Source organism: Klebsiella sp. CSG-1 (assembly GCF_056521145.1).
Genome location: NZ_JBWNLD010000003.1, coordinates 390,183 through 410,494 on the forward strand (window position 1 = coordinate 390,183; position 20,312 = coordinate 410,494).

Consider the following 20,312-nt stretch of genomic DNA (forward strand, 5'->3'; position numbering starts at 1 on the left):
CTCTCATTTCTCTCAAAAAATAAGAAAAATTAACAACAACAGATAAATGAATAAGTTATGGATAATAAAACGGGTGGAGAGCGCATCAGGTCGCTTGCACGGCGGCGATGAGAAACCTCAGGGAATAAACGCCAGGCCTTTGCCAAAAATTGCCCGGATGGGCAACGTCATGCCGTGCAGCCGCGCTTTGTTGCGCAGTCGGCTGATCACGACGTCAATGCGGTGTAGCTCCGCCTCAACTTCATCGGGGAAAAGATGCGCGTGCAGATCAACTTTGCGACAGACTTCACTTGGATTGCGCATTAAGCGCGCCATCAGCCGGTGCTCCTGCTGCGTCAGCGGCAGCGCGGTACCGGACGGCGCCACCAGACTTTCCGGCTGCAGAATCCAGGATGAAGAGGCTAATTTCTCGGCTACGGGGGGCGCGGCCGGGGAGCGGGGGTTTTGCTGCATCAGCCGGGCGCCCAGCGCATGGATGGTCTCCGCCAGCACGGAAAAATTGACCGGCTTGATGAGATAGAAATCTGCGCCAAGATTGAACGCCTGCAGTTTATCCTGCTCATGCCCCCTGGCCGTCATCACAATCAGCCCGTATTCGCCAATCTCATGCAGATAATCCAGAACGCTGAAGCCGTCTTCGCCAGGTAAGCCAATATCAACCAGTACAATATCCACCGGGTCGCGATGCAGCTGCCGCCAGAAGGCTTCCGCGCTGTGCACCCCCCATGCGTCGAAGCCGCGAAAGCGCAGGAAGGCCAGCAGTTCATCGAGGAGATCGGCGCTATCTTCAATGATGGCCACGCGTAATGTCATGATTTACCCTTCTGCTGTGGTAGGTCATCCTGGGGCAGCGTGAGCGCAAATTCGCATCCCGTCGGACCGTTGATTGCCAGCCAAAGCTCACCGCCGTGAGCTTGTATGATTTGCCGGGCGACATACAGCCCAAGACCGGTGCCGGCGGGCGTCGCGGTGCGGACTGCGCCGCGCCGGTAACGCTCAAAGATCTGGTCGACATGATCAGCGGCAATACCGGGCCCCTGGTCACGAATCCCAATCTCGCAGCGGTTTGCCTTTGGGCGAATCGCAATTGCAATCTCGCCGGACGGCGTGTACTTCACCGCATTGTCCAGGAGGTTGGCCAGCGCAATGCACAGCAGTGCGCTATCGGCAAAGAGTGGAGGCGAGCGGGTCGTGGCGTCGACGCTGTGCCCGGCCAGCGTGATCGTCAGATAATGATTTGACGAGAGTTCAACCACTGTTGCCGCCATGCGAATGATCGCTAGCAGGTCGGCATTTTGTTTATCGACATGCAGCGCGCTGGATGAGAGCCGGGCATCGGCCAGACAGTTATCGGTTAACTGGACCAGACGTGTGGTGGCGCGCTGCATGCGGTCCAGGCGCGGCCGTTGCGCCGGATCCGGAGAGCATAAGCGCAGGTTCTCCAGCGCGGCCTGAATAACCGAGAGCGGCGTTCTGAATTCGTGCGCCACCATCCCCATAAACTGACGTTGATGAAAGCTTGCTTCGCGTTCGATCTGCAGTTCTCGCGTCAGCTGTTGTTTTTGCACCAGCCTGCGATTTTCGGCCCGTACTCGCCGGACCGCAATGATGAGGACGGTGACAATATGAACAATCAGCGCGTACTGCCAGGCGGAATAGATGGTGTTATGAAAAGGGATCACCCCGTGAATGGAGAGCAGCACCAGCGCGGCGGAGGCCACGTAGACCGGCGGAAGCAGTCCTAACAGCAGCGTATTCAAATCAATGGCTTTGCGTCGCCAGAGCAGCCATGAGGTGATCAGCAGAATCGGAGCGGCAATAAAGAACATCGCCGCCTCGATCTGCATGGCCTGCCCGTAAAAGCCGAGGGGAACGCTGGCGAGAAGCACAATATTGACGCCAATAGCAACGAGCAGCAGCCGGTGCAAGCGCGGCATATTGGTTTTAAGATCAAAAACCTCGCTATGCAACCACAGCGCCGTGGCGTAGCTGAGCAATGACAGGTAGCTGATCATCGCATCCTGCACGGGGAGAACGGCATCGCCAAAAAACCACTCCGGGTAGCCGTGTAGCGCCGCCACCAGCGGATAGTTGAGGGAAAACAGGCAAATTCCCCACAGCAGGCGGCGACGTAACAATAAGGCAAGCCACAGGGCAATTCCGCTGGCAATCGCCGCCAGGCCAAAATAAAAGCTCCAGAATGCGGTATCCCGGGTTGCAGTGCGGACAAACTCCTGGGGGGAAGAGAGCGTCGCCAGCAGGATCAGGGTACTGCTGCTGCGCAGGCGAAAGACCATATCGTATCCCGCGTCGTCAGGGGGCGGCGCTAAAATCAGTACGCTTTCGCGGTAGTCCAGGTCGCTATCGCGGGTCGAGGCATGGTCGCCAAACTCTTTATGCGTCCACGGGAGATTGCTGCCGGCAGGACGGTAGAAAACGCTGAGGTGATCGATAAAGGAGGGGCCGAGCTGCAGCCAGCGAGGTTCACCGTCAAAATCGGCCGCCGGCAGGTGGCTCTTAAACCAGTACGTTTTTGCTGAGTAGCCAAATGACGGGATGCGCTGCCCCGTAGTGAGCGCACTCTCCGGCAGGGCGAGAAATGTCTCCAGCGTCATCGAACCGTCAATGTCGGCAACCCACTGCACGGGAATATCAATGCCAACCTGACGACTTTGCGCCGCAGCGGGGGAAGAAAACATCAGGCTGGTCGCAATGCCAAAGCCGATCCAAAAGAGCACTCTGTAGCTCCAGGCGAGCGAAGCGGCGAGGCCAGGAACGGCGCGTAGATGATTCAAATCTCCCCCTGCGGAATGGATGAATAATGGTGACAGGAATAATCAATCATGTCTGCGACATGCACAGGCGGTCCCCCCGGATGTCGGGAAATAAATGCGAAGTTTCAGACGGCACAGCATTCTGCAGGGGGCGGGGAGATTGTACCAGCGTTATTTGTAACAGGTCATACTGGCCAGACCTGTCCTCTACGCCGCGTCAGACAAGGCATGCGTCGTGATGGTATCCGGCATGACGAGCTCAAAACGGCGTAACATGATGTCGCTTTGGCCATGCGGCGATATAAAACGCTACTGCCGGGGAAACCAGGACGATGATAAAACCGGGGGAGTGCATGTTCGCCTGGCGAGAGTCCCTTCCAGGGAAGCTGATTTATGCCATGACGCGATTTTGGGCAGTGGCGTTCCGGGAGGGGGAGCCGCAGGAGAAAACGGGGCAGGGCTGCCCCGTGAACGTTAAGCGAAAACGACCTGCGCCCAGCGGGCCAGACCGGCGGTAACGGAGCCAAAATCATCTCCGCCGGCGATCGGTATACCCGGCAGGTGGGCTGCCAGCGCTTTCTTAATCAGCGGTGAGCGGGCGCTCCCCCCGGTCAGGTAGATCACATCCGGCGTTTCGCGGCTGTTGTCGAGCGCCAGCTGAACCTGTTCCATAATACGCGTCAGCGGCTGATTCAACGCGGCTTCCAGCCCCTGTTGGCTGATAGCCGTGGCCAGTTCATTGCCGATAAACGGTAGTCCGGCGGTCACCTGCTCTTGCGCGGAGAGGGCGATTTTACTCTCCTCCGCACTGCGTACCAGGCGATAGCTCAGACGCTGGCGCCAGACTTTCAGCAGCAGCGCGACTTTATCGGCGTCGCGGGCATCACGCAGTAAATCATTGAGCAAGCGACCGTTGGCGCTGCTGTAGAAATCGGTTTGCGCCGGCACATCGTTGATCGCGACGGCGTTCCACCACGGCAGTACCGGTAAGGCGATCCCTTTTTCAGTTTCGCCACCCATCCCCAGCAGCGGCATCAGGCATTTAAAGGCCAGAGCGATGTCGAGATCGTTCCCGCCGACGCGGCAGCCGCTGTGGCCGAGTAAACTTTGCTGGCGATCGGCTTTCTGCCGCCACTGCGGCCCCATCAGCAGCAGCGAACAGTCGGTGGTGCCGCCGCCGATATCGACGACCAGCACCCGTTTTTCTGCGTTGAGCGTCGCTTCGAAATCCAGCCCGGCGGCAACCGGTTCAAACTGGAAAACGACGTCGCGGAAACCGGCGCGCTTCGCCGCGCGCTCGAGGATCCCCTGCGCCTGGGCATTGGCGTCATCGCCACCCAGACCCTGAAAGTTGATCGGCCGGCCAATTACCGCCTGATCAATGGTTTCCGGAAGCTGCGTCTGCGCCTGCTGTTTAATATGCAGCATCATGGCGCACACCAGATCTTCAAACAGCGCAACCTGCTGCGGCTTCAGGCCGCTGGCGCCGAGGAACGATTTCGGGGATTTAACGAAGTACACTTCTTCCGGATCGTCGACATATTGATGCAGCGAGGCCAGACCAAACTGGACGCTGTTGCCGAGGACATCGATGTCTTCATCGCGGTTATAGTTGATGGCGCGACGCAGCAGCGCCTGGTTTTCAGCGCCGTTGGTCGGCACGTCATGATGGCGATAGAGCCATTCGCTGACCGCTTCGCGGGTTGGTGCCGACAGCATTGACGGCAGCAGCTTGCTGCCGTTTTCCAGCGTTAACAATTGCGGAAGATTATCGCGCATTACGGCAACCGAACAGTTGGCGGTTCCGTAGTCAAAACCAATAAACATGACCTGAAAAATCCCCATGCCAGTGAAGAAGGGGGGCGACTTTAGCGGATTGCCGCCACGGCGACAACTGGAATTTAAAAGCAAGGTATGTCGGACGTGGAGCGTCTATCATTGAGGCAATTAAAGAAGGAGAAATGATGACGCTGTTACCCTGGCACCCCCCCTACGACCCGCAATGGATATTCGGTTTTCTACGCGCCCGTGCGGTGGCGGGTATTGAAACGTTCAGCGAGGGGCGTTACACCCGCAGCTTTTCCCTGGCGGGCCATCGTGGCCTGATCGCGGTTGAGCCCGATATGGCGGCGCAGGGATTACGCGTGACCTTATCTGCCGGCCTGCTGCCGGTGGCCGATGCGTGCCACGATCGGGTTGCGCGCTTGTTTGATTTAGCCTGCGACCCGCATCGGGTGGCCCAGACGCTGGGCACGCTGGCCAGCGCGCGTCCTGGGCTGCGGCTACCGGGATCGCTTGATGCCTTTGAACAAGGGGTACGCGCGGTGCTGGGGCAGCTGGTCAGCGTGGCGATGGCGGCGAAGCTGACGGCAAAAGTGGCGGCGGCTTACGGGGAACCGTTGGCGGAGGCGCCGGAATACCGGCTCTTTCCTGAACCACAAACCCTGGCGCGAGCGGATCCATTAGCGCTTAAAGCTCTGGGGATGTCGCTGCGGCGCGCCGAGGCCCTGATCCATCTGGCGCAGGCGGTGATTGACGGTCAGCTGCCGCTGACGGCGCCGGACGACATTGAGGCCGGGATGAAACAGCTGCAAACGCTGCCCGGTATCGGCCGCTGGACCGCCAGCTATTTTGCCCTACGCGGCTGGCAGGCGAAGGACATTTTTCTGCCGGATGATTACCTGATTAAGCAGCGGTTTAGCGGCATGACCCCGGCGCGTATTGCCCGTTACGCCAGCCGCTGGCAGCCGTGGCGTTCCTATGCGTTATTGCATATCTGGTATAGCGAAGGATGGGCGCCGACGGAGGAATAGCCATGCAGGGCGCATATCACTGGTATCGACGCGCTGAAATCCCTATAATTGCCGCGTTTGACGGTCAAACGTCACCCTTCCAATACATGAAATTATTCGAGATGCGCCTCAAAACTCGTTAGCGTTTTGAACAAACCCCACAGGGGCGAGGCTGCAAGCCGAGTCACGCGGCGGCAGCTCGAAGGGTTATGTGTATATACATCCAGGTTAATCAGGTCGCAAAAAAGTTATGACTGATACGTCTCATCAGTGCGTCATTATAGGTATCGCCGGCGCATCGGCTTCGGGAAAAAGTCTTATCGCCAGCACGCTGTATCGCGAATTGCGCGAACAGGTTGGTGATGAACATATTGGCGTTATTCCGGAAGACAGCTACTACAAAGATCAAAGTCATTTGTCGATGGAAGAGCGTGTTAAAACGAACTATGACCATCCCAGCTCGATGGATCACAGTTTACTGTTTCAACATTTGCAGATGTTGAAAAGCGGCCAGCCGATTGAATTACCGGTTTACAGCTACGTTGAACATACGCGTATGCCGGAAACGATCCACATCGAACCGAAAAAAGTGATCATCCTCGAAGGAATTTTATTGCTGACGGATGTTCGCCTGCGCAATGAGCTGAGCTTCTCTATCTTCGTTGATACGCCGCTGGATATCTGCCTGATGCGCCGCATCAAGCGCGATGTGAATGAACGCGGGCGCTCGATGGACTCAGTGATGGCGCAATATCAGAAAACGGTTCGTCCGATGTTCCTGCAGTTTATTGACCCTTCCAAGCAGTATGCCGACATTATTGTGCCGCGCGGCGGTAAAAACCGCATCGCGATTGATATTCTGAAGGCAAAAATCAGTCAGTTCTTTGAATAACACAGACGAATTGTGTAACGTGCAAAGAGAACCCAAATTGCCCTTAGCCCCGGAAGGTGTAGGGGCGCGATGCCATAAAGGAGAGAGCTCATGCGTCTGTGCGACCGAGATATAGAAGCCTGGTTGGATGAGGGGCGGCTATCTATCAGCCCGCGCCCGCCCATTGAACGTATTAACGGCGCGACCGTAGACGTTCGGCTGGGGAATAAATTCCGCACGTTTCGCGGCCACACGGCGCCCTTTATCGATCTGAGCGGGCCAAAAGCAGAAGTGACCGCGGCGCTGGATCGGGTGATGAGCGAAGAGATCGTGCTGCCGGAAGGCGAAGCCTTCTATCTGCATCCGGGAGAGCTGGCGCTGGCGGTGACCTATGAGTCGGTGACGCTACCGGCCGATCTGGTCGGCTGGCTGGACGGACGCTCCTCTCTGGCGCGTCTGGGGCTGATGGTGCACGTCACCGCTCACCGTATCGATCCCGGCTGGTCTGGCTGCATCGTGCTCGAGTTCTTCAACTCCGGCAAGCTGCCGCTGGCGCTGCGTCCGGGGATGCCGATCGGCGCACTGAGCTTTGAACCGCTGTCAGGCCCTGCGGCACGGCCCTATAACCGCCGTGAAGACGCCAAATATCGCGACCAGCAGGGCGCGGTGGCGAGTCGAATCGACAAGGATTGATAACGTAAGCGGTGTACTGAGGGTGCCATGAGACGAATTCTGACGACGCTGATGATCTTGCTGGCGGTGGTTGTCGCCGGGCTGACCGCGTTGGTATTGCTGGTCAATCCCAACGATTTTCGCGCCTATATGGTGCATAAGGTGGCGGAACGTAGCGGTTATCAGCTCGAACTCGATGGCCCGCTGCGCTGGCACGTCTGGCCGCAGCTGAGTATTCTTTCCGGCCGCATGACGCTGACGGCACCGGGGGCGGCTGAACCGGTGGTGCGCGCGGACAATATGCGTCTTGATGTCGCCCTCATGCCGCTGATTTCTCATCAGCTGCAGGTCAAACAGGTGATGCTCAAGGGAGCGGTCATTCAGCTGACGCCGAAGACCGAAGCCGTACGCGGCCAGGATGCGCCGGTGGTTCCTCACGACAATTCGCTGCCGCTGGTGGCGGAAGACAGCGGCTGGTCCTACGACGTGCGGCAGCTGCAGGTGGTGGACAGCGTCCTCTTTTTCCAGCATGAAGATGGCGAACAGGTGACCGTGCGCGATATTCGCCTGCAGATGGATCAAGATGAACATCATCACGCGACGCTCGACTTTGCCGGGCGAATCAACCGCGACCAGCGCGATCTGGCGCTCTCTTTCACCGCCGAGGTTCAGGGCGGTGACTATCCACACTCTTTGAAGGCTGACATCTCCCGGCTCGACTGGCAGCTGCGCGGCGCCGAGCTGCCGGCTGACGGCGTGAGCGGGCAGGGCAGTATGCAGGCGAACTGGCAGGAGGACGAGAAAAAGCTGAGCTTTGATAACCTCAATCTGACGGCGAACGGCAGCACGATTGCCGGCAGCGCCAGCGTGATTTTAGGTGACCGGGCCGACTGGAACCTCAATCTTCATGCCACGACTCTTGACCTCGACACTCTGCTGACGCACGGTTCTCCGGCAACGGATTCTGGCGCCAGCCAGCAGGGACAAAGCCAGCCGAGGCAGCTGCGCCCGGTGATTGCCGACAGCGATATTCAGGAAGATTACAACAGCCTGCGCGGATTTACCGCCCATATGGCGCTGACGGCCGACCAGCTTCAGTGGCGTGGGATGACCTTTACTCAGGTGAAAAGCGACATCAGTAACCAGCTCGGACTGCTGACCATCAACCAGCTTCAGGGCGAACTGGATGGCGGCCTGATATCGTTGCCCGGCACCCTTGACGCGCGGGGAGAGACATCGCAGGCCTCTTTCCAGCCCAAACTGGATAACGTTGAGATTGCCACCATCCTGAAAGCATTTAACTATTCGCTCAATCTGACCGGTAAGCTCTCGTTAACCGGGGATTTCTCCGGTGAAAAAATTGATGCCGACGATTTCCGTCGTCGCTGGCAAGGAGATGCGCAGATACAGATGGCGAATACCCGCACCGAAGGGCTTAACTTCCAGCAGCTCGTGCAGCAAGCCGTTGAGCGCAGCACCAATGTGCAGGCGCAGGAAAATTACGACAACGCGACCCGCCTCGACTCCATGAGCAGCGAGCTGCAGCTGGCGCAGGGACAGGTCACGTTGCAAAGCCTGCAGGGGCAATCAGAGATGATGGCGCTGACCGGGCAGGGCGACCTGAATTTGTTGAAAGAAGAGTGCGATATGCGCTTTAACGTGCGCGTGCTGGGCGGCTGGAAAGGCGAAAGCAAGCTTATCGACAAGCTCAAACAGACCGCGATTCCGCTGCGTATCTACGGAAAATGGCAGGCGCTGAGCTATAGCCTGCAGGTCGACCAGGTGCTGCGTAAACAGCTGCAGGATGAAGCTAAACAGCGGCTTAATGACTGGATTGAGCGCAATAAAAACACCCAGGACGGGAAAGAAGTGAAGAAGCTGCTTGAGAAACACTAACCGGGATTGACCGGCGGAGCGATTTTACCGGCCCGGATAGCGGCGCGAATGCCTTATCCGGGCTACCCGAGTGGACTCTCTCTGTAGCCCCGGTAAGCGCAGCGCCACCGGGGAAGCAGACAGAGACAGGTTTAAAGGTTATCACGGTGGTTTTCCCGGATAGCGGCGCAAACGCCTTATCCGGGCTACCCGAGCGGACTCTCCCTGTAGCCCCGGTAAGCGTAGCGCCAGCGGGGGAAGCAGACTGATGCAGGTTGAAAGGTTATCACGGTGGTTTTCCCGGATAGCGGCGCAAACGCCTTATCCGGGCTACCCGAGCGGACTCTCCCTGTAGCCCCGGTAAGCGCAGCGCCAGCGGGGAAGCAGACAGATGCAGGTTGAAAAGTTATCACGGTGGTTTCCCCGGATAGCGGCGCGAATGCCTTATCCGGACTACCCGAGCGGACTCTCTCTGTCGCCCCGGTAAGCGCAGCGCCACCGGGGAGTATCTGCCGACTGCGGGGATTACACTTCGTAGCTCAGCTCATCTTCCCGCGGCGGCGGCGGGATAATCTGCACTTTCTGTACCCGGTGACTCTCGACCTGCAGCGTGCGTACGATGTAGTCGCCGATTTTCACCTCTTCACCCGCTTCAGGGACATGCTGCAGATTTTCCATCAACAGACCGGCAATCGTGTGATACTCGCGCTTATCATCGAGCGGCAGGGGAATGTACTGCACTAAATCTTCCAGCGGCATATGCCCATTGGCGGTCCAGCTGCCGTCAGGATTTTTCGCGATATCGTGGCGGGCATCAATCTCTTCAGCCTCGTTGGGTAAATTGCCGGCGATGGTTTCCATGACATCGCTCAGGGTCACCACCCCCTCAACGGAACCAAACTCGTCCACCACAAAGGCGAAATGGGTCCTGGCATGGCGGAACTGCTCCAGTGCCGGCAGCAGAGGCAACGTCTCAGGGAACACCAGCGGCTGACGAAGCAGGACGCGCAGGTCGAGCGGTTCATGGCGCAGCGATTGCTGTAACAGGTCGATGACGTGAACCACGCCGAGCAGATCTTCATCATCATTTCCGCCGGTGACGACCAGCCGGGTGTGCTGGTTTTTCTCCAGCAAGGCGCGGATTTCCTCCTCCGGTGCGCTAAGGTCTATATGCTCGATATCATGGCGCGAGGTCATAATACTGCTGACGGTGCGCTGGTTGAGATTAAGCACCCGCCCAATCATCCGGCGTTCCTGGGGGTTGAACAGCGGGTTATCGGCCTGGCTGTCGATCAGCGCGGCCGTATCGCTACTGAGCTCGGCATGTTCTTTATGCCCACTGAGTAAATTCATCACCGCTTCGGTCGTGCGCTGGCGTAGCGTGAGATTGGCGGAGAGGAAGCGACGGCGGTTGAACAGCGCCAGCTGGTTCAGCGACTCAATGATGACGGAGAAGCCGATGGCCGCATACAGATAACCTTTCGGGATGGGGAACCCAAACCCTTCGGCAATCAGGCTGAAACCAATCATCAGCAGGAAACTCAGACAGAGAATAACGATAGTCGGGTGGCTGTTGACAAACCGCGTCAGCGCTTTGCTGGCGAGCAGCATCAAACTCATGGCAATAACCACTGCCGCCATCATCACCGCCAGATGGTCGACCATGCCTACGGCGGTGATCACCGAATCGAGGGAGAAAATGGCATCCAGTACCACAATCTGAGCGACCACCCCCCAGAACCTCGCGCCCTTGCGCTGAACCGGATTATCGCTGTCTTTGCCCTCCAGCCGTTCATTCAGCTCAACGGTGGCTTTAAACAGCAGGAATAACCCACCAGACAACATAATCAAATCTCGCGCGCTAAAGCTGAGGTCGTGGTAGGTGAACAGCGGTGTGGTCAGGGTGACCAGCCAGGATATCGAGGCGAGCAGTAGCAGACGCATCAGCATCGCCAGCAGCAGGCCAATCACCCGCGCGCGGTCACGCTGAGTCGGAGGGAGTTTTTCCGCGAGGATCGCGATAAAAACAAGGTTATCAATACCGAGGACCAGCTCTATAACCACCAGCGTTATGAGACCGGCCCAAATTGAGGGGTCGGCAATCCATTCCATCATTAGCTAAAACCTATACTACCTGAGAGTGCCATCCGACGATCATGGATAAGCGACAGATAAATTGCAATATATTCTCGTCTTATGACGTCGGGCGGGTACAGCTGCGGGAGAAATGCTGCGGATCGCAATATTAGACTGCATGAATTATAGACGCGCGAGCTTATTTTTTATGCAAATAAGCTTATTAATAAAAGGCATGACTGTGGACGACTGAATATAAACTTGCAAAAAGTGTACTGGATCAATAATGCCGGTTATTGCTCTCTCTGGTCGCATAGCGGTATGAAAATCAGACGGATTCAGACGCCGGGGGTAAACGCCCAATTCAATTACTTAATCGTAGTGATCCAGTTTTTGATACTACTGAATGTCGTGGCTTGCAAAATATCTTGTTTAATCAGACGATATCAGTAGCTTTTAATCAGGTGTAAAAGTCAGTGCCGATGGATGACATGGATAGCGGGCAAGAGGCGAGGGAGGGCATGATGAGCGCAGCGGTGAGCTTTCTGCGCTATTTTCTATTGAAAATAGCGCCTGCAGATTATTTTTATGAATTATGGACCGGCGTTCATAAGAATAAATTCTCTTTTTCCCTACTTTTTGCGAATTATCCAGGTGTATCCTCTACAGTATTCTCTACCGGGAATGCAGCGATAAGTCCTGCTGGTGGTACGAGAACAGAAGAAAATCCTGAGGCAGGGCGCTATATGGCATCTGCGTCATCAGAATTTTCTTAAACCGCTCTGTCGGACCTAATACTTTGCGTGTATTCTCTGATGAAACATGTAGTTTCGGAATTTTGCTGGAAGTCGGACTGAGAGCAAAACGGTAATATCACAGATTGATACCAGGAGAACCTGTAATCAGGTGGGTATCGAAGATTTATCACTATATGGGTGGATATGAGAATGGCAAGTTTGAAAGCAGTTATTCCGGTAGCCGGATTGGGGATGCATATGTTGCCGGCCACCAAGGCGATTCCGAAGGAGATGCTGCCAATCGTTGATAAGCCAATGGTTCAGTATATCGTCGACGAGATTGTGGCTGCAGGCATCAAGGAGATTGTACTGGTTACCCACTCGTCTAAGAATGCCGTGGAAAACCATTTCGATACCTCCTATGAACTGGAAGCGCTGCTTGAGCAGCGTGTCAAACGTCAGCTGCTGGCTGAGGTACAGGCAATCTGTCCGCCGGGCGTTACTATCATGAACGTACGCCAGGCGCAGCCGCTGGGGCTGGGACACTCTATTCTCTGCGCGCGCCCGATCGTCGGAGATAACCCGTTCGTTGTGGTGCTGCCGGACATCGTACTGGACGATGCCAGCGCTGACCCGCTGCGCTATAACCTGGCCGCGATGGTGGCCCGTTTTAATGAAACCGGGCGCAGCCAGGTGCTGGCCAAGAGAATGGACGGCGACCTGTCGGAGTATTCCGTGATCCAGACCAAAGACCCGCTGAACGTGGAAGGGCAGATTGGTCGGATCGTTGAGTTTATCGAGAAACCTGACGAACCGCAGACCCTGGATTCCGATCTGATGGCCGTAGGACGCTATGTGCTTTCCGTCGATGTGTGGGCCGAGCTGGAGCGGACTCAACCTGGCGCATGGGGCCGTATTCAGCTGACCGATGCGATCGCTGAACTGGCGAAGAAGCAGCCCGTTGACGCGATGTTAATGACCGGCGATAGCTACGACTGCGGTAAAAAAATGGGCTATATGCAGGCCTTCGTAAACTACGGGCTGCGTAACCATAAAGAAGGCACGAAATTCCGCGAGAGCATTAAGAAGTTACTCGCGTAAATAGGCTCTGCCGGATTTCAGAAGTGTGAAAATGTAGGGTTTACAGAAGTATGTGGCTTAAGTCCGCGATGTTGCATGCTTCTGTAGACAGCCCTGCAGATTAAATAAGGCTATTTTAGATAAATATTAATCAATATAAATCAGATGGTTATGCTGATTTGCTGAAACACGCTTAATATGTAAACAAAAAGCGACTTCAGAGACATCTGGTTGCTGTGCTGGCCCTCCTGTGATGGAATGGTCGGAGTAGCATAATTTTATGTTTGCTAATAATGAGTTAGTCGGAATCTTCTTAAAAAAATATGCCTGCCGCTGGCTGTCATAAAAAAATAAAACTTGACTGAGATCATGCTTACGCATTAAACAACAGTGATGCATGCATAAAAATGTGAAGTTATCGGATGTGTATGCCCATACCAACGTCATGGACAAAGGCGCTGCGAACTGGAAAATCGTCAAAGGATGAAAAATAAATGAACTGGCAGTGGGTCTCTTTTTTTGGCGATAGTACCGTGCTGTTACCCAGCGCGGCAGCGGTGTTCATGGTTTTATTTCTGCGCAGGCCTTCCAGACAGATTGCCTGGCAATGGGGATTGCTGTTTGGTATTACCGGCGCCATCGTCAGTGCATCAAAACTGGCTTTTATGGGCTGGGGCATCGGCATCCGCGAGTTAGATTTTACCGGTTTTAGCGGGCACACCGCTTTATCTACCGCCTTCTGGCCTATCTTCTTATGGCTGCTCTGCGCTCGCGGTAGCGTTGTTTTACGCCGGACTGCCATGGTGATGGGGTATCTGCTGGCTGGCCTCGTGGGGTATTCCCGTCTGGCGATTCATGCCCACTCCCCATCGGAAGTGATTGCCGGGCTGCTGCTTGGCGCCTGCGGTAGCGCGCTGTTTCTGCTGCTGCAGCGGAACTCATCACGTGTCGTCGATGCGCAGCTCTCCCGGGGCGGGGTGCTCAGTCTGATTATCATCCCCGTCGTGTTGCTAAATACCGGCGCTAAAGCGCCGACTCAGTCTCTGCTGGGCGAAATTGCCGTCAAGCTTGGGCCGCTGGAAAAACCCTTTACCCGGGCGGATATGCATAAGCATTTTTACTGAGTGTGCTGCTGACAATGAATGAGACCAGCGAAAATAATAGAATTAGTCCCGGCCTCACGCATTCATATTCATGAAATAAATAGTTGATACTACATTCTGCAGCAATGTTTTGCTGGCACAGGAAATAACGTGGCTGAGAACAATCCTAAATAGACAGCCAGCGCCTGATACCTGAAGTTAAATTATCTTTGTCAAGTATAAAAAGTGAATGGAAGGTATTAATTTTTGTAGTTGACGAAAGTGACGACAATTTGAAGAGTTAGTTCATTTTGTTAGTAAAATCCTTAAAAAACATGATGTTAATTTTACGATGGTGCATGAGTAAGTTTCGCTGGCTGGAACAGCGAGATATTATTAAACAATCTTATTGTGATGTCGTCCGCTTGTCGGAGGAGTAAGATTTGGTTGTTTTTATAAGCGAATAGTTGTCATTTTTACTCCCATTTGCCGGCAGAATCTCGTAAACTTGATGCCGCTAAAATATTGTCAGTGACTAATAATCCGGCGGGCGCTGCGCCAGCAAAAATGTATAAATGAAGTACAGTGCATTGGTAGCTGTTAAGCCAAGGGCGGTAGCGTATCGAAACCGTCAGCGTTAATTCTGCAGTCATCTTCTATATGTTCTAAATTCCTAAAACCGGTTGCGACGGATGATTATCCGCAAGCACCGTATATAATCGGCACTCTTTCTGACTCAACGGTGTTTTATCCTTCTGTCTGACTTAAGATAGCCCATGTCCATGGTGAGTGGTGATCGGTGTGAGGGGCGTCGCTGGCGTTTTGACTGTGGCACTGACATTTCAAATAGTGCGTGGCTGATTACGTTCGAAGGGACTGCTTATTGCATCATCACTGTTGAACAAACATACTACGACTGGCGTCAGCGTGCGCTCTCTAAACTCATATTCCCCATGACTCGCCAGCTTGCGGAAACGGGGCTAAAAATGGATCTTGCATAATGATGAAAATCGCGCGTCTTGCACTTGCTTTGGGGCTGTTGACATCGGTGAGTGCGCAGGTTTATGCCTCTGGTCTGGTACTCAATGATAACGAACTGCGTAACGATCTCTCCTGGCTGTCTGACCGGGGAGTTATTCAGCTTAGCCTTTCTACCTGGCCCTTGAGTCAGGAAGAGATTACCCGGGCGTTAAAAAAAGCCAAACCTTCCTATTCTTCTGAACAGGTGGTGCTGGCGCGTATTAATCAGCGGCTTTCCTCATTAAAGGCTGATTTCCGCGTCAGCGGCTACACCTCTACCGACCAGCCGGGAACCCCGCAGGGCTTTGCACAAAGCCAACCGGCGGATAACTCGCTATCGCTGGCCTTTAATAACAGCGGTGACTGTTGGGATGTTCATCTGCAGGGCAATGTAGAAGGCGGTGAGCGTATCAGCAACGGCTCCCGCTTCAATGCCAACGGCGCGTACGGCGCGGTGAAGTTCTGGAACCAATGGCTGTCGTTTGGCCAGATGCCGCAGTGGTGGGGGCCCGGCTATGAAGGAAGCCTGATCCGCGGGGATGCGGCGAGACCAATGACCGGATTTCTGATGCAACGCGCTGAACAGGCGGCTCCGGAAACCTGGTGGCTGCGCTGGATTGGTCCCTGGCAGTATCAGATCTCTGCCAGCCAGATGAACCAGTATACCGCGGTACCCCATACTAAGATTATCGGTGGTCGGTTGACCTTCACCCCGTTCCAGTCTCTGGAACTGGGCGCTTCACGGATTATGCAGTGGGGCGGGGAAGGGCGCCCGCAATCGCTGAGTAATTTCTGGGATGGTTTTACCGGGAAAGATAATACCACGGCAAACGATCCGAATGAGCCTGGCAACCAGCTGGCAGGGTTTGACTTTAAGCTGAAACTAGAACCGACTCTCGGTTTACCCGTTAGCTTATATGGCCAGATGATTGGTGAGGATGAATCAGGTTTCTTGCCTTCTGCCAATATGTACCTTGGTGGTGTGGAAGGGCATCATGGCTGGGGTAAAGATGCGGTTAACTGGTATGTAGAAGCACATGATACTCGCAGCAATATGAGCCGGACTAATTATAGTTATACACACCATATTTACAAAGATGGCTATTATCAACAGGGTTATCCATTAGGTGATGCCATGGGAGGGGATGGGCAACTGCTCGCAGGTAAAGTAGAACTGGTGACAGAAGATAATCAGCGCTGGAGTGCGCGTCTGGCCTTCGCCAAAGTAAACCCAGAGGATCAAGCAATAAATAAGGCATTCCCGCATGCAGACACGTTGAAAGGTGTGCAACTCGGCTGGAGTGGGGATGTTTATAAAACAGTCCGCCTGAACACCTCACTGTGGTATACCAATGCGGATCACAGCGATAGCGATGATGTAGGCGCAAGTGCCGGGATCGAGATTCCCTTTAGTTTATAGGCTGAATGCTGCAGATAGCTAGGAGAATGAATCAAATACGGCATTCTCTACGTGAAGCCGGTTGGTAACGAACTGGTGGACAAAAGGCAGCTCAGGAATTAGCAAATTTTAGTTTACTGATGATGTGACATTATGAAGAAAAAAATGGTTAGATTTTCGGCTTTAGCATTGGCTATAGGGTTATTAGCGGGCTGTACTATTATACCAGGACAGGGGTTAAATAGCCTACGGAAGAATGTTGTTGAATTACCAGATAGTGATTACGATCTGGATAAGCTGGTCAATGTTTACCCGATGACGCCAGGACTGATCGATCAGTTGCGCAGTCCTGCGGTGATGGCGCAGCCAAATCCACAACTGGATAATTTACTTAAAAGCTATGAATATCGAATCGGAGTGGGTGACGTATTAATGGTGACCGTATGGGATCACCCAGAGTTAACGACCCCTGCAGGGCAATATCGCAGCGCCAGTGATACAGGTAACTGGGTAAACGCTGACGGTACAATTTTCTACCCTTATATTGGGAAAGTTCAGGTTGCCGGGAAAACTCTGAGCCAGGTCCGTCAGGACATAGCAAGTCGACTGACAACATACATCGAAAGTCCTCAAGTTGATGTCAGCATCGCCGCTTTTCGGTCACAAAAGGTATATGTAACCGGGGAAGTTATAAAGTCAGGACAACAACCTATTACTAATATTCCTTTAACAGTCATGGATGCTGTTAATGCTGCTGAAGGGTTGGCTCCAGATGCAGACTGGCGCAATGTTGTCCTGACGCATAATGGCAAAGATACCAAAATCTCTCTGTATGCCCTGATGCAAAAAGGTGACTTGACAGAGAACCACCTGCTGTATCCCGGCGATATTTTGTTTGTTCCACGTAATGATGATCTGAAAGTCTTCGTTATGGGGGAAGTTGGCAAGCAGAGCACGATGAAGATGGACCGCAGCGGCATGACGCTTGCTGAGGCGCTGGGAAATGCCGAAGGTATGTCGCAGGCATTTAGTGACGCGACAGGTGTTTTTGTTATCCGCCAGATGAAAGGGGATAAACAAGGTAAGATTGCGAACATTTATCAGCTTAACGCACAGGATGCTTCAGCGATGGTGCTGGGGACTGAGTTCCAGTTGCAGCCATATGATATTGTCTATGTCACTACTGCGCCATTGGTACGCTGGAATCGCGTAATTTCTCAGTTGGTGCCTACTATCACTGGAGTGCATGACATGACTGAAACTGTTCGTTATATTAAACAGTGGAATTGATTATGTTTAATTCTATACTGGTAGTTTGTACAGGAAATATATGTCGTTCCCCAATAGGTGAACGATATTTACAAAAGATGTTACCGGGTAAAAATATTGCCTCTGCAGGTGTAGGGGCATTAGAAGATCATGCTGCAGATGAGAGCGCTGCTAGCATCGCATTAAAGCATAACCTGTCATTGGAAGGACATAAGGGAAAACAATTTACGCCATTACTAGCACGCCAATATGATTTGATCTTAGCAATGGAGAAATCTCATATAGAGCAGATCAGCCTTATTGCACCTGAAGCAAGAGGGAAAACAATGCTATTTGGTCAATGGATAGGGAAGAGAGACATCCCAGATCCTTACCGAAAAAGTGACGAAGCCTTTGCTTCAGTTTATGAGTTAATTGAACAGGCCGGTAAATGTTGGGCTGAGAAGCTTGGTGCACAATAATCAGGAATGAATGCATGTTAGTAACTAAGAAAACCGTAGAGAAAGATTCTGATGAAATCGACTTAGGTCGTTTGGTTGGTGAGTTAATAGATCATCGTAAATTGATAATATCTATTACAGCATTATTTACACTTCTGGCTCTTATCTATGCATTATTTGCTACACCAGTATATCAAGCAGATGCAATGATACAGGTTGAAGAGAAGCAAGCAAATGCTATTCTGAGTAATTTGAGTCAAATGTTACCAGATTCCCAACCTCAATCAGCACCTGAAATTGCTTTGCTCCAATCACGGATGATTTTGGGAAAAACAGTAGACGATCTAAATCTTCAAACAATGGTTACAGAGGAATATTTTCCCCTTATTGGTTCTGGATGGGCAAGACTGATTGGTCAAAAGCAAAGTTCAATTTCCGTTTCAAGATTTTATGTAGCTATTGGGTCAGATGAGGATACGGTTAAGGCTAAAATAAATGTAGTAGATCCATCACACTATATACTTTCTGGTGATGGTTTTGAACTCAAAGGTACTGTAGGTGAGCTAGTCGATGGTCATGGTATTTCTATTAAAATTGACTCTATTGATGCCCCAGCAGGCACTATATTCGATATATCTTCAGTAACCCGATTAAAAGCAATAACTGATTTACAGAAGGCTCTTTCAGTCAGCGATCAAGGTAAAGATACTGGGATATTAACATTAACAGTTACTGGTGATGATCCTTTATTAATAAAGAAAATACTTGATAGTATTAGCGCGAACTATTTAGCACAAAATATTGCACGACAAGCTGCTCAAGATCAAAAAAGTTTAGAGTTTTTAAATTTGCAATTACCTAAAGTTAGGAGTGAATTAGATACTGCAGAGGATAAACTTAATGCATATAGGAGACAGAATGATTCTGTTGACTTATCATTAGAAGCGAAGTCTGTCCTTGATCAAATTGTTAATGTCGATAATCAGCTCAATGAATTAACATTTCGAGAGTCAGAAATTTCACAGCTGTATACTAAGGAACATCCAACATATAAAGCATTGCTTGAAAAACGTAAAACGTTGCAGGATGAAAAAGCAAAACTGAACAAACGAGTTTCAGGAATGCCAGAAACTCAGCAAGAAATATTGCGTTTAAGCAGAGATGTTGAGTCTGGTCGTGCTGTTTATATGCAATTGCTAAATAGACAGCAAGAATTAAGTATTTCAAAATCAAGTGCAATAGGGAATGTTCGCATTATTGACAGTGCAGTAACTCAACCTAAACCAGTAAAACCTAAAAAAGTAATTGTAGTATTAATCGGTCTGATCTTAGGTGGAATGTTCTCGGTTGGATTAGTATTACTTCGTATTTTTTTGAGGCGTGGAATAGAAAGTCCAGAGCAACTTGAAGAAGTTGGGATAAACGTTTATGCCAGCATCCCCGTAGCCGAGACATTCTCACAGAAAATCACGCAAAAGACAGGTAGGAAGCGGAAAGGAAATGATGAAGCACAGGGGTTCCTTGCGATTGAAAACCCTGCTGATATTGCTATTGAGGCAATCAGAGGGCTAAGGACGAGCTTGCATTTTGCAATGATGGAAGCAAGGAACAATGTCCTGATGATTTCAGGTGCGAGTCCAAATGCAGGGAAAACCTTTGTTAGTACTAACTTGGCAACTATCATTGCACAAGCGGGTAAGAAAGTTTTACTCATAGATACGGATATGAGGAAAGGTTACACCCATAAACTATTTAATGTATCTAATGATAATGGCCTTTCAGATTTATTGTCTGGAAAGATTAATATTGAAAAAGCAATAAAAAAAGTCCCTGCTATCGGATTTGATTTTATTTCTAGAGGGATGGCTCCTCCAAATCCAGCAGAGCTGTTGATGCATCGTCGATTCGATGAATTAATTGTTTTGGCCAGTCAGCATTATGATATTGTAGTATTAGATACCCCACCTATTCTTGCAGTTACTGATGCAGCGATCATTGGGCGTTATGCAGGGACAACTCTTTTGGTTGCTCGCTTTGAACAGAATACAGTGAAAGAACTAGAAGTCAGTTTTAAACGCTTTGAGCAAAGTGGTGTGTCTGTTAAAGGATGTATATTGAATGGGGTGGTTAAGAAGGCAAGCAGTTACTACGGGTATGGATATAGCTATTATGGTTATTCATATGAAAAAGATAAATAAATGATAAAATAGCCGGGTCAATTACGG

The 20,312-nt window shown here is 52.1% G+C and carries 15 protein-coding genes; 11 read left to right on the top strand and 4 right to left on the bottom strand.

The features are described 5' to 3' along the window. Positions 1–117: 117 nt before the first annotated feature. The 3 genes from AC007G_RS09850 to yegD all read right to left on the bottom strand — a co-directional run bounded on the left by AC007G_RS09850 (position 118) and on the right by yegD (position 4,601). Positions 118–813 carry a response regulator transcription factor gene (locus AC007G_RS09850; protein ID WP_032686761.1) on the bottom strand — a complete coding sequence of 232 codons (696 nt, stop codon included), beginning with the start codon at positions 811–813 and terminating at the stop codon, positions 118–120. Continuing rightward, a complete protein-coding gene (locus AC007G_RS09855) occupies positions 810–2,699 on the bottom strand; it encodes a sensor histidine kinase (RefSeq protein WP_099002041.1) in 1,890 nt (629 codons plus the stop codon). The genes AC007G_RS09850 and AC007G_RS09855 overlap by 4 nt, the downstream gene beginning before the upstream one ends. Positions 2,700–3,248: 549 nt before the next feature. Continuing rightward, positions 3,249–4,601 (bottom strand): molecular chaperone, encoded by a 1,353-nt coding sequence (yegD, locus tag AC007G_RS09860; protein ID WP_004864597.1) that lies wholly within the window; start codon positions 4,599–4,601, stop codon positions 3,249–3,251. Between the two features lie 137 nt (positions 4,602–4,738). Between yegD and alkA the strand changes: the two genes are divergently transcribed. From alkA to asmA, 4 genes are all read left to right on the top strand, one after another. Beyond that, positions 4,739–5,587 (top strand): DNA-3-methyladenine glycosylase 2, encoded by an 849-nt coding sequence (alkA, locus tag AC007G_RS09865; protein WP_128319453.1) that lies wholly within the window; start codon positions 4,739–4,741, stop codon positions 5,585–5,587. Between the two features lie 229 nt (positions 5,588–5,816). Next, positions 5,817–6,458: a uridine kinase gene (gene udk / locus AC007G_RS09870; RefSeq protein ID WP_004864593.1), complete on the top strand. Its 642-nt coding sequence runs from the start codon at positions 5,817–5,819 to the stop codon at positions 6,456–6,458. 90 nt (positions 6,459–6,548) lie between these two features. Continuing rightward, complete coding sequence (dcd, locus tag AC007G_RS09875; protein WP_004864592.1) at positions 6,549–7,130, top strand: dCTP deaminase; 582 nt, start codon at positions 6,549–6,551, stop codon at positions 7,128–7,130. A gap of 27 nt (positions 7,131–7,157) precedes the next feature. After that, positions 7,158–9,005 (top strand): outer membrane assembly protein AsmA, encoded by a 1,848-nt coding sequence (gene asmA, locus AC007G_RS09880; RefSeq protein ID WP_032686763.1) that lies wholly within the window; start codon positions 7,158–7,160, stop codon positions 9,003–9,005. 504 nt (positions 9,006–9,509) lie between these two features. On the opposite strand, the gene AC007G_RS09885 is transcribed toward asmA, so the two are convergent. Then, positions 9,510–11,096, bottom strand: a complete 1,587-nt coding sequence (locus AC007G_RS09885; protein ID WP_032695607.1) for a TerC family protein — start codon at positions 11,094–11,096, stop codon at positions 9,510–9,512. Between the two features lie 440 nt (positions 11,097–11,536). On the opposite strand from AC007G_RS09885, the gene AC007G_RS09890 reads away from it, so the two are divergent. The 7 genes from AC007G_RS09890 to AC007G_RS09920 all read left to right on the top strand — a co-directional run bounded on the left by AC007G_RS09890 (position 11,537) and on the right by AC007G_RS09920 (position 20,285). Next, complete coding sequence (locus tag AC007G_RS09890) at positions 11,537–11,836, top strand: hypothetical protein (protein WP_459675574.1); 300 nt, start codon at positions 11,537–11,539, stop codon at positions 11,834–11,836. 165 nt (positions 11,837–12,001) lie between these two features. Beyond that, a complete protein-coding gene (gene galF / locus AC007G_RS09895) occupies positions 12,002–12,898 on the top strand; it encodes a UTP--glucose-1-phosphate uridylyltransferase GalF (RefSeq protein WP_251893406.1) in 897 nt (298 codons plus the stop codon). A 473-nt stretch (positions 12,899–13,371) separates the two neighbouring features. After that, positions 13,372–14,001, top strand: a complete 630-nt coding sequence (locus AC007G_RS09900) for a phosphatase PAP2 family protein (protein ID WP_094897972.1) — start codon at positions 13,372–13,374, stop codon at positions 13,999–14,001. Positions 14,002–14,959: 958 nt separating this feature from the next. Further along, the gene (locus tag AC007G_RS09905) at positions 14,960–16,399 is read left to right on the top strand and encodes a capsule assembly Wzi family protein (protein ID WP_234268332.1); all 1,440 of its coding nucleotides are present in this window, start codon (positions 14,960–14,962) and stop codon (positions 16,397–16,399) included. A 132-nt stretch (positions 16,400–16,531) separates the two neighbouring features. Continuing rightward, on the top strand, positions 16,532–17,668 hold the full coding sequence (locus AC007G_RS09910; RefSeq protein ID WP_094897974.1) for a polysaccharide export protein: 1,137 nt from the start codon (positions 16,532–16,534) through the stop codon (positions 17,666–17,668). 2 nt (positions 17,669–17,670) lie between these two features. After that, positions 17,671–18,108 carry an arsenate reductase/protein-tyrosine-phosphatase family protein gene (locus AC007G_RS09915; protein WP_094897975.1) on the top strand — a complete coding sequence of 146 codons (438 nt, stop codon included), beginning with the start codon at positions 17,671–17,673 and terminating at the stop codon, positions 18,106–18,108. A gap of 14 nt (positions 18,109–18,122) precedes the next feature. Next, the gene (locus AC007G_RS09920) at positions 18,123–20,285 is read left to right on the top strand and encodes a polysaccharide biosynthesis tyrosine autokinase (protein WP_448195969.1); all 2,163 of its coding nucleotides are present in this window, start codon (positions 18,123–18,125) and stop codon (positions 20,283–20,285) included. Positions 20,286–20,312: the final 27 nt, after the last annotated feature.

What these genes read in the sequence shown, in the direction of transcription:
- AC007G_RS09885 (WP_032695607.1), bottom strand. Translation starts at nt 11,096, where the DNA reads ATGGAATGGATTGCCGACCCCTCAATTTGGGCCGGTCTCATAACGCTG.
- asmA (WP_032686763.1), top strand. Translation starts at nt 7,158, where the DNA reads ATGAGACGAATTCTGACGACGCTGATGATCTTGCTGGCGGTGGTTGTC.
- AC007G_RS09920 (WP_448195969.1), top strand. Translation starts at nt 18,123, where the DNA reads ATGTTAGTAACTAAGAAAACCGTAGAGAAAGATTCTGATGAAATCGAC.
- alkA (WP_128319453.1), top strand. Translation starts at nt 4,739, where the DNA reads ATGACGCTGTTACCCTGGCACCCCCCCTACGACCCGCAATGGATATTC.
- AC007G_RS09850 (WP_032686761.1), bottom strand. Translation starts at nt 813, where the DNA reads ATGACATTACGCGTGGCCATCATTGAAGATAGCGCCGATCTCCTCGAT.
- AC007G_RS09915 (WP_094897975.1), top strand. Translation starts at nt 17,671, where the DNA reads ATGTTTAATTCTATACTGGTAGTTTGTACAGGAAATATATGTCGTTCC.
- AC007G_RS09900 (WP_094897972.1), top strand. Translation starts at nt 13,372, where the DNA reads ATGAACTGGCAGTGGGTCTCTTTTTTTGGCGATAGTACCGTGCTGTTA.
- yegD (WP_004864597.1), bottom strand. Translation starts at nt 4,601, where the DNA reads ATGTTTATTGGTTTTGACTACGGAACCGCCAACTGTTCGGTTGCCGTA.
- dcd (WP_004864592.1), top strand. Translation starts at nt 6,549, where the DNA reads ATGCGTCTGTGCGACCGAGATATAGAAGCCTGGTTGGATGAGGGGCGG.
- udk (WP_004864593.1), top strand. Translation starts at nt 5,817, where the DNA reads ATGACTGATACGTCTCATCAGTGCGTCATTATAGGTATCGCCGGCGCA.
- galF (WP_251893406.1), top strand. Translation starts at nt 12,002, where the DNA reads ATGAGAATGGCAAGTTTGAAAGCAGTTATTCCGGTAGCCGGATTGGGG.
- AC007G_RS09905 (WP_234268332.1), top strand. Translation starts at nt 14,960, where the DNA reads ATGATGAAAATCGCGCGTCTTGCACTTGCTTTGGGGCTGTTGACATCG.
- AC007G_RS09855 (WP_099002041.1), bottom strand. Translation starts at nt 2,699, where the DNA reads ATGTTTTCTTCCCCCGCTGCGGCGCAAAGTCGTCAGGTTGGCATTGAT.
- AC007G_RS09910 (WP_094897974.1), top strand. Translation starts at nt 16,532, where the DNA reads ATGAAGAAAAAAATGGTTAGATTTTCGGCTTTAGCATTGGCTATAGGG.